The organism is Sphingobium wenxiniae, assembly GCF_007830065.1.
Classification (GTDB): Bacteria; Pseudomonadota; Alphaproteobacteria; order Sphingomonadales; family Sphingomonadaceae; genus Sphingobium; species Sphingobium wenxiniae.
Window position 1 is genome coordinate 84566 of sequence record NZ_VLKK01000002.1, and the last position, 14906, is coordinate 99471.

The following is a 14906-nucleotide window of genomic DNA, read 5'->3' on the forward strand; positions in this document are numbered from 1 at the left end:
CCAGAAGGTCGCATCTATTGTTGCCATGGGCCGTAGTATATCGTCACTAACAGGCTTAACATGTATGTGTTCCTTTCGCCCGGGCAGTTGGACTTGGCAAGCGCTTGAGGCCAGTGCTGCCGCGATCCTCCAGATTCCAAAACAGGACCGCCGACGCCCATGAACGCCCCGACCACCTCGCTCCAGACCGAAGGCCGGCCCGGCCTCGATGCGCTTTTTGCCCCGCGCTCGGTTGCGATCATCGGCGCCTCTTCCGACCAGCGACGTTTTGGCGGGCGGCCCATCCAGTATCTGCTTGAGGCGGGTTTCGACGGCCCCATCTATCCGGTCAACCCGGCACGCGCCGAGATACAGGGGCTGAAAGCCTATCCATCGATCCTGGAGGTTCCCGGCCCCGTGGACTGCGCGCTCCTCGCCGTAGGAGCGGATGTCACGCAGCAGACGGTGGAAGATTGCATCGCACGTGGAGTCAAGGCGGCGATCTGCTATGGCGCGGGCTTTGCCGAGGTCGGCGGCGAAGGCGAAGCGCGGCAGGCGAAGCTGCTGGAGACCGCCCGCGCCGGCGGTCTTCGCCTGCTCGGTCCCAATTGCATGGGCGCCCTCAATGCGCAGACCAAATTCTACGGCACCTTCGCCTCGGCGCTGGAGGATGGCGTGCCGCCCGCGGGCCGCATTGCGATCGCCAGCCAGTCGGGCGGCTATGGCGGCTATCTGCTGCGCCATCTCTTCCTGCGCGGCCTGGGCGTCTCCCAATGGGTCACGACAGGCAATGAGGCGGACATCGATGTCGGCGAGGCGCTGCACTGGATGGCGGGTCAGGAGGATAATGACGTCCTGATCGCGTATATCGAAGGCCTGCGGTCCAGGGACAGCCTCATCGCCGCGCTGAAGCGGGCACGGGAGAATCGCAAGCCTGTCGTCGTGATGAAGGTCGGCCGCACCGCCGAAGGCAGCGCCGCAGCCGCATCCCATACCGCCTCCCTTACCGGGCAGGACAATGTCTATGACGCCCTGTTCGAGGAATATGGCGTCCATCGCGCCCGCACCACCGACGAACTGCTCGACATCAGCTATGCGCTGTCCAGGCGCACCTTGCCCAAGGGACCGCGCGTCGGCGTTATCAGCATCTCGGGCGGTGTCGGCGTGCAGATCGCCGACTTCGTGAGCGACGCGGGTCTCACCATGGGCAGCGTGCCGCTGGAAACGCAGGACAAGCTGCGCGCCCTCGTTCCGCATTGCAGCCCGCGCAATCCCATCGACATGACCGGGCTGGTCACGACCAACCATGACATCATGGAAAAGACGCTGGACGCCGTGTTCGAGGCGAACGCGTTCGACGCGACCTTGATCTTCCTCGGCATCACCGGCGCCGCGCCGTCCATGGCCCGGCCGCTGCAACAGGCGATCGCGAATGCCCATGCCCGCGCGCCCGACCAGCTCGTGTTCGTGTCCGTCACCTGCCCGCCGGAAATGATGCGCGAATATGACGCCAAGGGCTTGCTGGCGTTCGAGGACCCCTCGCGGGCCGTCAACGCCCTGTCGGCGCTCTGGCAGTTTCGGGAAACCTTCTCGGCCGACATGCCCGCGCCCGTCGCGCTGCCGCCGGCGGAGGCGCTGCCCCTGCCCGAGGACGGCAAGCTCAACGAGGCGACCGCCAAGGCGCTGCTCGCCGCTCACGGCATCCCCTCGCCGCGCGAAAACCTGGCCCGCGATGCCGCCGAGGCCGCGCGCATGGCAGTCGACATCGGATTCCCGGTCGCGGTCAAGGTCGTATCTCCCGACATCCTGCATAAAACCGAAGTGGGCGGGGTCGCGCTCGGCCTCGCCAGCGCGGAGGCTGTCGAGGCGGCCGTCGCGCGCATGGCGGAAACCATCCCGGCCCACTTGCCCGATGCGCGTATCGACGGCTATCTCGTCTCGGAAATGGTCAAGGGCGGCGTCGAATGCATTCTGGGCATCAGCCAAGACGAGGCTTTCGGTCCCGTCGTGACCTTCGGCCTTGGCGGTACGCTGGTCGAACTCCTCAAGGACACGGTCTGCGCACTGGCCCCCGTCAGCGAGGCGCGGGCGCTGGAGATGATCGGCAAGGTCCGCACCGCGCCGCTTCTCACCGGTTATCGGGGCGGCCCGCGCCATGATATCGAGGCGCTGGCTCGGGCCATCTCGGGCATTTCGGTGCTCGCCGCTCAGCATGCCGGCACCATCACGACCATAGAGGTCAATCCGCTGGTCGTCCGGCCGGGCGCCGGCGGCGTTGTCGCGCTCGACGCGGTCATCGAAACCCGGCCGGTTGAATGACATGACCCTGGGATCGGCCATGACCGGCGGCATTGTCAGGGTCGGCAGAATGATTGCGGCCGCAAGGCGTCACCGCCTGCGGCTCATGAACCGATAACAGGAGGCAGGGCGTCATGGATCTTGGTCTTGAAGACAAGCGCGTGCTGGTGACGGGCAGCAGTTCGGGCATCGGCGTCGCAATAGCAGATATGCTCGCCGCTGAAGGGGCCAGCGTCATCGTGCACGGACGCAATGTCGAACGCACCGAAGCCGTCGCCCGGCAGATAGCGCAGCGAGGCGGGAAAACGGTTGCCGTCTGCGGCGACCTGTCCACCGACGACGGCGCCGCGGCAGTGGCACAGGCCGCGGCGTCGGCCTTTGGCGGCATCGACATTCTCGTCAACAATGCCGGCGGCGCGGTCGAAGGCAAGGACAGGAGCTGGTTCAAGGCGACGCTGGACGATTTTCGGCAAAGCTATGACCGTAATCTCCTGGCCGCCGTCCGCCTGATTCACGCGGTCGTGCCGGCCATGAAGGAACGCGGCTGGGGCCGCATCATCAACATCAGCACGGCAGCGGCGCATACGCCCACCTCCGCCCAGGCCGAATATGGCACCGCCAAGGCAGCGATGCTCAACATGACGCTCGGCCTGTCCAAGGCGCTGAAGCAGAGCGGCGTCACCTGCAACGCCGTATCGCCGGGCATGGTGCGTACCGAAGGACTGACCCGCTTCCTCGCCAGCTTCGCGGAAAAGCGCGGCTGGGGTGACGACATCGCCCGCGCGGAGGAGTATATCGTGAATGCCAACGGCCAGACTTCCAAAAGAGTCGGCGAAGTCGAGGACATAGCCTATGCCGTCGCCTTCCTGGCCAGCCCGCGCGCCGATTTCATGAACGGCACCAATCTTCATGTGGATGGCGGCACCTCGCCGTCCATGCATTAGAACAGATATAACCTTCAGGAGAGCCCAGCCCATGACGGCGTCTTATCCGTATCTCTTTTCCCCTTTTACGTTGCGGGGCGTCACGCTTCCCAACCGGGCGGTGATGGCGCCCATGTCGACCGAGCTTGGCGGACGGGACGGGGAAGTCACGCCGGACATGATCGCCTTTTATCGGGAACGGGCGCTTGGCGGCATGGGGCTCATCATCGTTGAATATACCTGCGTCGATCCTGATACCGGCCGTGCGCATGAATATCAGCTCACGCTGGAATCGCGGCGCAATCTCGACGGGCACCGCCGCCTGGTCCGTGCCGTGCACGAGGCCGGAACCAAGGTTTTCATGCAGATCCAGCACAGCGGCCAATATGCCAACCGCGCCGTGCTGCCGGGCGGCATGCCGGTGGGGCCGAGCGACATCTTTTCCAAGAAGGACCCGACACGCCTGACCTGCCGCGGCCTGACATCGGCAGAAGTGGCGCGGCTGGCGGCGTCGTTCGGCGAGACGGCGCGGCTGGCGGTCGAGGCCGGCTATGACGGCGTGGAGCTGCACGGCGCGCACGGCTATCTGCTCACGCAATTCCTCTCGCCGCTCACCAACAAGCGCGACGACGAATGGGGCGGCGATTTCGAGCGCCGCATGGCCTTCCCGCTCGCGGTGATCCGCGCGGTGCGGGAGGGGCTGGGCGACCGCCCGCTGGTCTATCGCATCTCCGTCGACGAGTTCTCCGCCGGCGGTCTCACCATAGAGGATATGGAGATCATCTCGCCCCGCCTGGTCGAGGCGGGCGCCGATGCGCTGCATTGTTCGGCCGGCCGGGGCGTGGGCGATGCGTTCGAAAAGGTGATCGAACCGATGTCGACGCCCGAAGGCTGGCGCATCCCCTATGCCGCGCGCATCCGCAAGGCGACGGGCGTGCCGGTCATCACGGTCGGGCAGATCCGCTGGCCCGAAACCGCCGAAGCCGCGATCGCCAACGATCAGGCGGATCTGGTGGCGCTCGGCCGCCCCATGCTCGCCGATCCCTTCTGGGCCAACAAGGCGAAGGCCGGACGCCGCGACCTGATCCGCCCCTGCACATCCTGCAACTGGTGCATCAGCCCGCATGAGGGCCGCCATCAGGTCGGCTGCGCCGAAAACCCGCGCACGGGCACGGAGTTGGATTCGCCCCTGTCGCCCGACATCGGCGCCGGACGCCGCGCGGTCGTGGTCGGCGCGGGGCCGGGGGGCGCCGCCGCCGCGCTGCTGCTCGGCCAAAGCGGTTTCGAGACGCATCTGTTCGAGGAGCGGGGCTTCACCGGCGGCGGGATCATCGCTTCGGCCACGCCTCCGGGCAAGGACAAGCTGTTCTGGTATTCGGACTATCTGGCAAGCCGCCTGAAGGAGAGCGACGTCGCCATCCATATGGGCAAGCGGGCCGAACTGTCCGACATCCTCGCCCTCTCGCCCGATGTCGCGATCATCGCGGCGGGCACGCGCCGCATCGACCTGCCCATCGAAGGTGTGGACCATCCCAAGGTGATGGACGCCTATGACCTTCTCATGGGCGAGCGCGAAGTCGGCGTGGGGGAGGGCGGCCATGTCGTCGTTTATGGCGGCGGCGAGACCGGCTGCGAGACGGCCGAATTCTGCGCCGAACATGGCATAAGGGTAACGCTGGTCAGCCGGTCGCCCGCCGACAAGCTGGCGCGCTCGGCGGACTTCGTCTATCGCGGCGGCCTGCTGCGGCGGCTCCATGCCAATCCGCTCGTCACCATTCTCGACAACAGCCATGTCCGTTCCGTCTCGGACGAGGGCGTGCTGATCGAGATCAATGGCTCCGACGGATCGGAAACGCAGCTATTGGCCGCCGACCGCCTCCTGCTGGCCCAGGGACGCCAGCCGTCCAATGCGCTGGTCGACGAACTGGAGAAGGCGGGCATAGCCGTATCGATGGCGGGCGACAGCAAGAAGGTCGGCCGCATCGGCGACGCCGTCCACATGGCCTATCGATCGGTGCTCGCCCTCAAGGCCCAGTTCGCGCCGGTCCAACCCGCCGGCTGCTGAAGGACTGCAAGCGAAAGGGCCGCTGCACCACAGACTGCACCGGCCCTTATCCGCCCTTCAAATATCCGTGTATCAGGCGGCCAGAGCCTGCCTGCGCTCTTCGAAGGCCGTGAGATATTCACGATATCCCTTCGGCTCCCGACGCTTGGCGGGATCGTAAAAGGGCGACAATATCTGCCTCATCATCGGCAACATGCGCTTGAGGATCCGCTTCTTGATCATTTTCTGCCGATCGATCGATGCCTGAAGCTCCGCGGCCGACATACCTTCGCGATCCTTCTCCATCAGATAGGCGGTCGCCGCCTTGGTGAACTTGCCGAGATGGATGAGGGCATAGAAATAGCCGTAGATGCGGTAGAAATATTCGGACACAGGGTTAAGGCCGCTCAGTTCGTGATAGACGTCCGAACAGACGGTGCGATGCTCGAACTCCTCGGCCAGGTGCCAGCGCCACAGGTCGGCGGCAGCCGGATCGGCGCCCTCCAGCATATCGTCATAATCCTCGAACCACGCTTCGCATGCGCTCGCGCTCATCGATTCGAACCCCTCGCAATAGGCGAGGTTGAAGCGCAGCGACCTGGTCTTGAGGAACCGGTCATAATCGCCCCGTATCTTGTCCTCGAATGGCTTGAGCCCTTCATAGCCCTGATCACGCAGCACCTTGTTGAAAACGAGGTGGTTCTTGCAATGCTGCATCTCCTGCTTGCAGAAGATGTCGAGATCTTCGAGCAGCTTGGTTTTCCCGGGGTCGATCTTGCCCTGGGCGATCTTCATCACCTTCAGCAGGTACGGCTCCACATAGGCAGGAATCAGCGACGCGGCGTTGAATCCCTGAGCGAACTCCGCATTGGGGGCCCAATGCGCCTTGATCTGTGAGAAATCGAATTTGGGGAAGCGGGCTTTCACGGTATCCTCCATACCTTGGGACCGAAAGTCTACAAATCTATATCTATTTATACAGGACAGATGGTTGCCCTGTCAAAACCGGTCGGCCCGCTCCTACCCTTGTCCGCGAACGATCAGCGCGACTTGGGCATTCCAAGCGATTTTTCCGCGATCAGACTGCGATGAACCTCGCTGGTCCCGCCATAAATCGTCATCGCAATGCCGCGCCGCATGGAAACCTCGACGATATCGAGATCCCGGTCGAGTCCCCGCACCAACGAGTAAGGCGCGGCAGCCTCTATGATGGCGGAGCCATCGACATAGAGCATCTCGGTCGTGAAGAGCTTCGCCATCGGACCCCAGGCGATCTCGTGTACGCCCTCCACGCCCGCCCATTCCTGACGCCGGCACAGCACATCCGCCACTTCGTCGCGCACCGCCGCGCGGGCAAGTATGCGCCGCATATTCGCGTCCTCGATCGGTCGCGATCCATCGGGGCCCATCTTGCGCGCCCAGTCGACCGCGCGTCGGACCATCGCCTTTTGCGCGGCATGATAGCCCGATCCGCCATGTTCGAAGCTGAGGCCCGATGTCATCACGCGCGCGCCGTCATTCACCTCGCCGATGCGATAGCGGTCGGGCACGCGCACATCGGTGAAATAGGTGATGTTCGTCTTTTCGTCCTGCAACGTGTAAACGGGGTGCAGCTCAATGCCCGGCAGGTTCATCGGCACGATGAACATGGTCAGTCCCTGGTGCTTCTTGCCGCTGTTGTCGGTACGGGTCAGCATCAGGATATAATGGGCCTGATGGCCATTGGTGGTGAACATTTTCTGACCGTTCAGCACCCACTCGTCGCCATCGCGCACGGCACTGAATTTCGCGCCGAAGATGTCCGATCCCGACTGCGGCTCGGAAAAGCCGAGAGCGCCCAGCGCGTCGCCCGCCAGAACGGCGCCGACTATTTCCTGCTTCACGTCAGGCTGCGCCCAGAGCTGCGCCATGCCTGCGACGAATTCCGTCACGGACGACGGCGTGCGGGTCCAGCCCATATCCTCCCACATGGGCGCGGCCGCCATCACCTCATAACGGCTGAGCCTGGGCTTGCCGTCCAGCGCCATGTCGGGATAGGCGAACCCCGCCTCCGCCATCTTCTTGTGGAAACCGGCATGGAAGCCGGATGTCGAATGATGCATTTTCGCGCGCACATCGTCGGTGATGTTCGCCTCGACGAAGGCGCGCACCTCGGCGGCATAGGCTTCCGCCCGCTCGCCCCATTCGAAGTCGATGCCGACATCCCCGGCGGACGGCAGCGCTGCCGCTTCCCCGTCCCACAGACGCGCCGCGATCCGATCCAGCTGTTCGTTGGGATCGCCCGCGATCAGTGCATGGAGCTTGGCGCGGCGGAAATAGATCTGCACGTCATATTCAAGGCTGACGCCATAGCCGCCAAAGGTGCGCACGGCGTGCTTGACCGCCTGGTCCACCGAATGGGCGGCCCACCAATAGGCCATTGCGGCACGTGCGCCCGCTCGCTCCTGCCCCGCCGCGATCGAGGAAATGGCACGCCATGTCAGCAGCTTCGCGCCATCCATGTTGATCGCCGCATCCGCCATGGGATGCGCGATGCCCTGAAAGCTGCCGATGGGGACGCCATAGGCGATCCGTTCGCCCGAATAGGCCGCCGCCAGCTCCAGCGCGCGGCGTCCCAGACCCGCCAGCGCCGCCGCCGTCAGGACGCGCCATTCCTCCAGAGCGGCATTGTAGAGCGCTTCGGCTTCCGAACCGCTCGCCAGGACATGGTGTTCTTCTGCCACGGCGACATCGATCATCGCGACCGTCGCATCGGCAATGTTGCGCGCCCGCTCGCCCGCCGCGCCCACCAGCGCAACCAGATCGCCGCCGACCAGCGCCACGATGACATGCGCCACCGATCCGCCCAGAACGGGCAAGGGCCGCCCCGTCGTCGCCGGACTGAGCGCGATCGTCGCGACCGCCCCTCCCTCCACCGCGTCGAGCAGCGCCCGCGGCGCCTTCGCCCGGTGCAGCAGCGCGGTCGCGACGATCGCCTCCACCAGCGGAACCGGGGCGACATGGCGTCCCATCTGCTCCGCCACGATGGCTGCATCCATCAGCGACATGCCGCCGTCTTCCGGCGCAAGCGCCCGCATGCCGACAATCCCGAGCGCGACGAGCTGGTCCCACAGCGCCTTGTCGAGGCCCGATGCCTCCGCCTCCCGCAGGCGGGCGGACGTCACCTCGTCGGCGAACAGGCGCGCGACGGTGTCCTGCAACATCGTCTGGCTCTCAGAAAATTTCAGCTGCATTCAATCCTCCTTGCATACGCGCCGCTGCGTTCGAACAGCCGGAGCCGCATTGTTTTTCCGCTATGGCCGAAACCCCTCCGGCAGCAAGTCCGGCAAGCCAAAGCCCAGACATGCGATCAATCCGCCGCGACGGCTTTGCTGACCGGTTCCCCGATACAGGCGCGCACATGCAGGCTGATTTCATACAGCATACGCAGCAGCCGCTCGATCTCGCCCGGCGGGTAGCTGCCGATCTTTTCGCCCAGGACATCGACATAAACCGCGTGCGCGTCCGACAGCAGGACGCGGCCTGCCTCAGTCAAGGTATAGACGAGTCGCCGTCCGTCGCTGTCGTCGCGCCGCCGCTCGATCAGCCCGGCGTCGATCAGACGATTGAGGTCGCCGGACACGACACTTGGCGGGAGCATCATCAGCCGCGCGATCTCTCCGGGGCTGGCATGTCCCTCGGATATGGCGCTCAGCGTCCAGATGCCGCGTATTCCAAGCCCATGGCTCTGGGCATAGCGGCTGTGGATGACATTGAAGGCGCCGGAAAGATTGCCGACCGAGGCAAGCAGCCTGCCGACCGGGCCGGACGGCAGGCGCGCGTGGCGCCCATTCAGCGCGTGAATCACGTCCTGGCTTTCCTTGCCGATCATGGCCTTTCCTTTCCTGCGTCACGCGCAGCCATCACATGGATGGTGATAGATCGATAGTCTTGCAAAGGCGCCCGGCGCAAGATATTTCGAAATTCGAAACAAATTCCTGGAGAAACGCGCAGTGCTCAAGCTCAGCATGAAGCCCACGGGCTGGTTCCAGATCGGCTGGAGCGCGGAAATCGCGCCTGGCGCGACCAAAGCGATGAAATATTTCGGCGAGGATATGGTCGCCTTCCGCACCGAGGACGGCAAGCTCGTGGTGATGGACGCCCATTGCAAGCATCTGGGCGCCCATCTTGCCTATGGCGGCAAGGTGAAGGGGGATTGCATTGCCTGCCCCTATCATGGCTGGGAATGGAACAGCCAGGGCGCCAATATTCATGTGCCCTACCAGGACAAGCCGACCGGCGCGAAACTGCGCACCCGGCACATCATCGAACGGCACGGCATCATCTTCATGTGGCACGATCCGGCCGGCGGCGCGCCGCGCGAGGGCTGGGAACTGCCCGACCTCTTCACGGGCGTTCCTCAGGTGCCGGCGCGCGAGGAGGATTTTTATCCCTGCTACCCCCATGCCGTCGTCGATAAGCCAGGCGAACGGATACATCCGCAGATGGTGGTAGAAAACGCGCCCGACACGACGCACTTCCATTTCACCCACGGCACGCCGGAATGTCCTGAACTGCTCTGGTTCGACACCAGCGACGGGTCGTGGCGGTCGGAAATGGGCTTCAAATCGCCCAAGACCAAGGAGGTCGCGCTCAGCCTCTACACGTTGGCGCCCTGCATCAGCCTGTCCTTCACCATCTTCAACGGCCAGTCGGTCAAATATCGCCTGATCCTGACGGCCACGCCCGTCGATGAGGAGACATCGGACTTCCGCGTCAATTATTTCTTCCCGCGCGATCCGGCGTCGCCGGACGTCATGCCGGAAAGCCTGCGCGCCTTCGCACGGCAGACGGTCGAGTTGTTCGAGGAGGATGCCCGCATGTGGCGACACCAGATCTTCGTGCAGCGTCCGGTTTTCGCCAAGCAGGATATTGCGGGCTACACCGCCATGCGCAAGTGGAGCGAACGCTTCTACGAGGCGGCCGAGGGTCCAACGCCGATGCGCGCTGTCGAAGCACTCTGAACCGAAATCCGGAACGCGGGGAGGCCGCAGGACTTCCACGCCGCTCCAATCGGTCCGCAAACCGTAATTCGTCGCTGAGCAACAAGGGAGGATCGCAGTGGATCTGGGCGTCAAAGGCAAAATTTTCGCAATCGTCGGCGGAACATCGGGCATGGGCTATGCCACGGCCCGCGTGCTGGCGGCGGACGGCGCGTCCATCGCCCTCATCGGGCGGAATCGGGAAGCGGGGGAAAAGAGGGCTGAAACGCTCGCTGCCGAAACGGGAGCCGACGTCCGGATGTTCGCGGGCGACGGCAGCCAGCCCGGCAGCGTCGAGCAGGCACTGAATGCGGCGGCGGGCTGGAAGGGGCAGCTCAACGGTCTCGCCGTGACCGCCGGCCCGATGCTGGAGTTGCAGCCGATTGCCGATTTGAGCGATGAGGCATGGCGGGCTTATTTCGATGTGCAGGTGATGACGACCGTGCGCGCCTGCCGCGCCGCCATTCCGATGCTGGAGGCGGCGGGCGGCGGCACAATCGTCAATATCTCGGCCTATTCGATCCATTCGCAAAAACCCGCGTTCGTGGCTTACACCGCCATGAAGGCGGCGATCGCGAGCCTCACCAAGAATATCGCGACGACCTATGGCGGGGCGGGCATCCGCGCGAACACGGTATGCCCCGGTTTCGTCGCGACCGACGCCGCCGACGAAATGGCGCGGCAATTGTCGCAAAAATACGGCCTTCCGCCGATAGAGGCGCTTAACAAGGCGATGCGCGAAGAATTCAAGATGACGGTCGCACTCGATCGCGTCGGACGCAGCGAGGAACTGGGCGAGCTTATCGGTTTCCTGCTATCCTCACGCGCAGGCTATCTGACCGGCGCCCTGATCAATTGCGACGGCGGCACCCAATTCTGAACGACACGCATTTCAACGGAGGATGCCAATGATGGGCGGACCGATTATCGTCCATGTCGACGATGTTCACGAGCAGGAAGTGGTGCGGGTCGAATATGACGATGGCCGCCACACTTCGATCCACGAGCGTTTCCTGCTCGATACGCCGCGGATGTTCTCCTTCTGGAATCGCTGGGATCCCGGCATGATCTCGCTCAAGCATGGGCATCAGGGCGACCATATCGTCTTCGTGCTGGACGGAGAGGTGATGGTCGGCGGCGTACAGTGCCGCAAGGGCAGTCATATATTCCTGATGCATGGCGACCGCTTCGGTCCATGGATCGCCGGACCGGAAGGATGCGAGTTGCTGGGCATCATAGCCGGCGACGGCTCCGCCTTCTGGTCGGATCAGGACATGGCCGACTATCAGACGATGCTGACGGAGGCCGGCGCGCGCATGGCGGCTGTCCCGCCGCTCGCGGAGCGTCCCCCCTTCCGCGCCAAAGGCAATCCTCTGCCGAGCCGCGTGCTGGACAATTAATCGAAAAGCTCGCCTGGAAGCGGACCCGCTTGGACGAGAATGGCTTTAAGATGCGGCCCGTTTGCCGCCAAACCCATGCTATGAAATAAAGAGGAGAAGACAATGCTGACCGGTAAGACCGCACTGATCGTCAATGAAATGCAGCTGGGCGTGATCGACCCTGCTTACAGCAACTTCCGCGATCTCGCCAATCAAGTGCAGGAGCGCGGCATCGTTCCAAAGATCGCGCATCTGGCCGACGCTTTCCGCCGGGCGGGCCTGCCGGTCTTTCACACACCCGTCATCCACCGCCCCGATATGCAGGATCTCAAGGCAAATTCGCTCATCAACGCGCTCAGCCTCAAGAAGCGGTCCATGGCGGAGGGAAGTGTCGAAGTCGGCTATGTCGATGCGCTCCAGCCGGTCGAGGGCGATTTCGAGGTCGTGCGGACCTCAGGCCTCATCGCCATGTGCGCAACGCAGCTCGACGCCATTTTGCGTCGCATGGACATATCGACCATCGTGCTGACCGGCGTGTCCACCAATGTCGCCATGGCGGGCAACAGCATCGTCGCAAGCGAACTGGGCTATCATGTCGTCATCGCGGAGGACTGCATAGCCGGTTCGGACCCGGACACGCATCAAACCATCGTGAACAACCAGTTGCGCATGGTGGCGCGGATCGTGTCCTCGGACGATGTGCTTACCGCGCTATCCCAGGGCAGCGCCGCCTGACGGGCCGTGCGCTGGCGTGCTCCCGGCAGGGAGAGCGCCAGCGCGCCGATCATCAGACCCAGGCTTCAAGATACGGCGATCTTCAACTTCTCCTCAAGCAGGCCGACCGTGCCCAGCCAGGACACCCGGTCGGCCACCGGATCATATTTGACGCCGGGGATGTTCGTCATCGTGCCCGCGCTGGGATCGGTGAAGGAATGGAAGGCTTCCCCGAAGACAGTGACGTCGCAGACCGCAGCTGCCGCCTCCATCTCCTCGCGAAATCCCTCGATATGCTCCGGCGGGGCATAGGGATCGTTGCCGCCGGCATAGATGGCGACGTGCGCCTTGACGCCATCCTTGCGCGCCGGCCGCTCGGTGGTCAGGAGGCCATGATAGCTCACCACCGCGCGCACGTCCGCGCCGGCCCGCGCGAGATCGAGCACGCATTCGCCGCCGAAGCAGAAGCCGATCGCCCCGATGCGCGCACCATCCACGTCCTCCAGCGAGCGCAGCGCCTCGAAATTGACAAGCACGCGCTCGCGCAGCCTGTCAGGTTCGGCATGGAGCGCCTGCATCACGGCGCCGCCCTCCAGCGCATTTTCATACAGCGCGCCATCGCCATACATATCGGTCGCCAACGCCATATAACCCTGCCGCGCCAGCCGCTGCGCCCGTTCACGCACCAGCGCGCCCTGCCCGCGCGCATCGTTCATCACCAGCACGCCGGGATGCGGGCCCGTTCCTTCGGGGACGGCAAGCTGACCGATCAGGCGAACGCCGCCATGTCGATATTCATAGGGCTCCAGGCTCATCCATCCATCTCCTCTGCGCCTTTTCCGGCATCGTCCCATCCATGCTCGACGCAGAAGTGGGGCATCGCGACGGCGCGGATAGCGGCGGCGGATTGAACGCCCGACAATATCGCCATCTTTCTCCCCTCCCCGCTCGCAGTTCAGGCGTCCTGCAGAAACATCTGGGTTACTGCCTTGAGGTCCACCTTCATGGATGTCGTGCGCGGAAGCGTCGGCAGGACCAGGACCTTCGCGGGCACCTGCGGCGTCGTCAGGCTGAGCCGGGCGTGGTCGCGCAGATCCTCTGGCGAGGGGGCTTCGATGCCCGATTTCAACTCGACGGCAGCAACGGGGACGGCGCCCAGCCTGTCATCCGGCAAGCCTATGACCGCCGCGTCGAGCACCGCGGGATGAGAACGGAGCGCTTCCACCACCTTTTCCGGCAGCACCTTGTACCCGCCGCGCAGGATGGCGCCGTCACCGCGGCCCTTGTGGAAGACGAAGCCGTCCTCGTCGATCGTGACGATGTCCGTCGTCCTGATCCACTGGTCGCTGATCTGAGGCACGAGCACTTCGAGAAAACCCTCGGCGCCCACCGGCAGTTCGGCGCCCGTCTCCATGTCGGCAACACGCAGGGTGATGCCCGGCAGCGCCTTGCCCATCGATCCCAGCTTGCTCTGGCGATATTCCTTGTAGAGCGCCGGCGACCAGCTGATCACCGTGCCGCAAAATTCGGTCGCGCCATAGGCCCAGATCACGTCGATGCCGTATGTCGCCTCGAACTCGGCCTGCAACTCCGGCGTCATCGGCGCGCTACCGCCGTAGAAATACTGGATGGAGGCGATCTTCTCCTTGGGCACCTTGGCGTCCAGAATCATGCGCGCCATGGCCGGCACGCCGCTGACCAGCTTCGGCTTCAGCCGTTCGACCGCATCGGCCCATTCGGCCACATTGAACTTTTCCAGCACGCAGGTGTACCGGTCGAGCATCGCGCTCGCGACCAGCCCGCACATGCCGCCGATCCCGCCATAGGGCCAGCACAGGATATCCGGCTCGACCGGCCCGTCACGGCCCGCCAGCACGCTGTCCACCGCGCGCACCAGCATCCGGGTGGGAAAGACGATCCGCTTGGGCTTGCCGGTCGTGCCGCTCGACAGAATCTCAAGGCCCGGTTCGCCTTCCACTTCGCGGAATGGGCCTTCGCCCTTCCGTTCGAGTCCCGGGATGAGGTCGAGAGGCTCCGCACCGGGCTGGTCAAGGAGGCCATGGTCGAGCTTGATGGCCAGCGTGCCGCTGGCCCGCGCCGCTTCCAGCACCGGCTCCGACCAATCCTCCACATCGGCGATGACCGCCGCAAACCGGCTTTCCAGCATCTCCTGGGCGATCGCGTCAGGCGACTGGATCGCATAGATGGAGGTGAGCCAGCGCTCCTGGGCGATCAGGCCCAGCATCGCCGTCGCATGAAGCGGCCGGTTGCGCACAATGATCCCGACCGACATCCGCTGGCCCACGCCCGCCTCGTCCAGAAGCGCTATGGTCCGGTCGGCAAGCGCGGCATATTCCCCCTTGGTGAACACCCGGCCCTTATACTCGACGATCGGCATAGCTGGATCGCGGTGAAGGATGGCGGAAAGCTGCTGGCTGAAGGTCATCGGGTCCTCTCTGATTGATTCTCGGCGCGCCTGATCGCATCTCTTCCACCGAGCGAGGCGCACATATCTTCCGTCGTTAGGACATGTTCGATAATTCGAATT

12 protein-coding genes are annotated in these 14906 nt (G+C 64.3%); 7 read left to right on the top strand and 5 right to left on the bottom strand.

Annotated features, from left to right (window positions below; all coding sequences use genetic code 11):
* Positions 1–159 precede the first annotated feature (159 nt).
* From IQ35_RS02830 to IQ35_RS02840, 3 genes are all read left to right on the top strand, one after another.
* Positions 160–2298 carry an acetate--CoA ligase family protein gene (locus tag IQ35_RS02830; RefSeq protein ID WP_021246039.1) on the top strand — a complete coding sequence of 713 codons (2139 nt, stop codon included), beginning with the start codon at positions 160–162 and terminating at the stop codon, positions 2296–2298.
* Between the two features lie 113 nt (positions 2299–2411).
* A complete protein-coding gene (locus tag IQ35_RS02835; protein ID WP_021246037.1) occupies positions 2412–3221 on the top strand; it encodes an SDR family NAD(P)-dependent oxidoreductase in 810 nt (269 codons plus the stop codon).
* A 31-nt stretch (positions 3222–3252) separates the two neighbouring features.
* On the top strand, positions 3253–5265 hold the full coding sequence (locus IQ35_RS02840) for an oxidoreductase (RefSeq protein ID WP_021246036.1): 2013 nt from the start codon (positions 3253–3255) through the stop codon (positions 5263–5265).
* Positions 5266–5337: 72 nt separating this feature from the next.
* Here the strand turns inward: IQ35_RS02840 and IQ35_RS02845 are convergent, their stop codons facing one another.
* The 3 genes from IQ35_RS02845 to IQ35_RS02855 all read right to left on the bottom strand — a co-directional run bounded on the left by IQ35_RS02845 (position 5338) and on the right by IQ35_RS02855 (position 9115).
* Positions 5338–6171 carry a metal-dependent hydrolase gene (locus tag IQ35_RS02845; RefSeq protein ID WP_145071918.1) on the bottom strand — a complete coding sequence of 278 codons (834 nt, stop codon included), beginning with the start codon at positions 6169–6171 and terminating at the stop codon, positions 5338–5340.
* Positions 6172–6284: 113 nt separating this feature from the next.
* Complete coding sequence (locus tag IQ35_RS02850; RefSeq protein WP_145071919.1) at positions 6285–8477, bottom strand: acyl-CoA dehydrogenase family protein; 2193 nt, start codon at positions 8475–8477, stop codon at positions 6285–6287.
* A 116-nt stretch (positions 8478–8593) separates the two neighbouring features.
* The gene (locus IQ35_RS02855; RefSeq protein WP_145071920.1) at positions 8594–9115 is read right to left on the bottom strand and encodes a MarR family winged helix-turn-helix transcriptional regulator; all 522 of its coding nucleotides are present in this window, start codon (positions 9113–9115) and stop codon (positions 8594–8596) included.
* 121 nt (positions 9116–9236) lie between these two features.
* Here IQ35_RS02855 and IQ35_RS02860 point away from each other — a divergent pair, with 121 nt between their 5' ends.
* From IQ35_RS02860 to IQ35_RS02875, 4 genes are all read left to right on the top strand, one after another.
* The gene (locus IQ35_RS02860) at positions 9237–10247 is read left to right on the top strand and encodes a Rieske 2Fe-2S domain-containing protein (RefSeq protein ID WP_199739900.1); all 1011 of its coding nucleotides are present in this window, start codon (positions 9237–9239) and stop codon (positions 10245–10247) included.
* Between the two features lie 97 nt (positions 10248–10344).
* Positions 10345–11145, top strand: a complete 801-nt coding sequence (locus tag IQ35_RS02865; protein ID WP_021246031.1) for an SDR family NAD(P)-dependent oxidoreductase — start codon at positions 10345–10347, stop codon at positions 11143–11145.
* A gap of 28 nt (positions 11146–11173) precedes the next feature.
* Positions 11174–11665 carry a cupin domain-containing protein gene (locus IQ35_RS02870; protein ID WP_145071921.1) on the top strand — a complete coding sequence of 164 codons (492 nt, stop codon included), beginning with the start codon at positions 11174–11176 and terminating at the stop codon, positions 11663–11665.
* Between the two features lie 102 nt (positions 11666–11767).
* Positions 11768–12379 carry a cysteine hydrolase family protein gene (locus IQ35_RS02875; protein ID WP_021246029.1) on the top strand — a complete coding sequence of 204 codons (612 nt, stop codon included), beginning with the start codon at positions 11768–11770 and terminating at the stop codon, positions 12377–12379.
* A 65-nt stretch (positions 12380–12444) separates the two neighbouring features.
* Here IQ35_RS02875 and IQ35_RS02880 read toward each other — a convergent pair whose 3' ends face one another.
* Together IQ35_RS02880 and IQ35_RS02885 are read right to left on the bottom strand one after the other, a co-directional pair.
* Complete coding sequence (locus IQ35_RS02880) at positions 12445–13173, bottom strand: dienelactone hydrolase family protein (protein WP_158636570.1); 729 nt, start codon at positions 13171–13173, stop codon at positions 12445–12447.
* A gap of 140 nt (positions 13174–13313) precedes the next feature.
* Positions 13314–14804, bottom strand: coding sequence for a class I adenylate-forming enzyme family protein (locus IQ35_RS02885; protein ID WP_158636571.1), 1491 nt, complete (start codon positions 14802–14804; stop codon positions 13314–13316).
* Between the last annotated feature and the right edge of the window lie 102 nt (positions 14805–14906).

Excerpts from the sequence above, each read along its gene's own strand:
- IQ35_RS02885 (WP_158636571.1), bottom strand. The coding sequence starts at position 14,804 with ATGACCTTCAGCCAGCAGCTTTCCGCCATCCTTCACCGCGATCCAGCT.
- IQ35_RS02880 (WP_158636570.1), bottom strand. The coding sequence starts at position 13,173 with ATGAGCCTGGAGCCCTATGAATATCGACATGGCGGCGTTCGCCTGATC.
- IQ35_RS02875 (WP_021246029.1), top strand. The coding sequence starts at position 11,768 with ATGCTGACCGGTAAGACCGCACTGATCGTCAATGAAATGCAGCTGGGC.
- IQ35_RS02835 (WP_021246037.1), top strand. The coding sequence starts at position 2,412 with ATGGATCTTGGTCTTGAAGACAAGCGCGTGCTGGTGACGGGCAGCAGT.
- IQ35_RS02840 (WP_021246036.1), top strand. The coding sequence starts at position 3,253 with ATGACGGCGTCTTATCCGTATCTCTTTTCCCCTTTTACGTTGCGGGGC.
- IQ35_RS02850 (WP_145071919.1), bottom strand. The coding sequence starts at position 8,477 with ATGCAGCTGAAATTTTCTGAGAGCCAGACGATGTTGCAGGACACCGTC.
- IQ35_RS02870 (WP_145071921.1), top strand. The coding sequence starts at position 11,174 with ATGATGGGCGGACCGATTATCGTCCATGTCGACGATGTTCACGAGCAG.
- IQ35_RS02830 (WP_021246039.1), top strand. The coding sequence starts at position 160 with ATGAACGCCCCGACCACCTCGCTCCAGACCGAAGGCCGGCCCGGCCTC.
- IQ35_RS02855 (WP_145071920.1), bottom strand. The coding sequence starts at position 9,115 with ATGATCGGCAAGGAAAGCCAGGACGTGATTCACGCGCTGAATGGGCGC.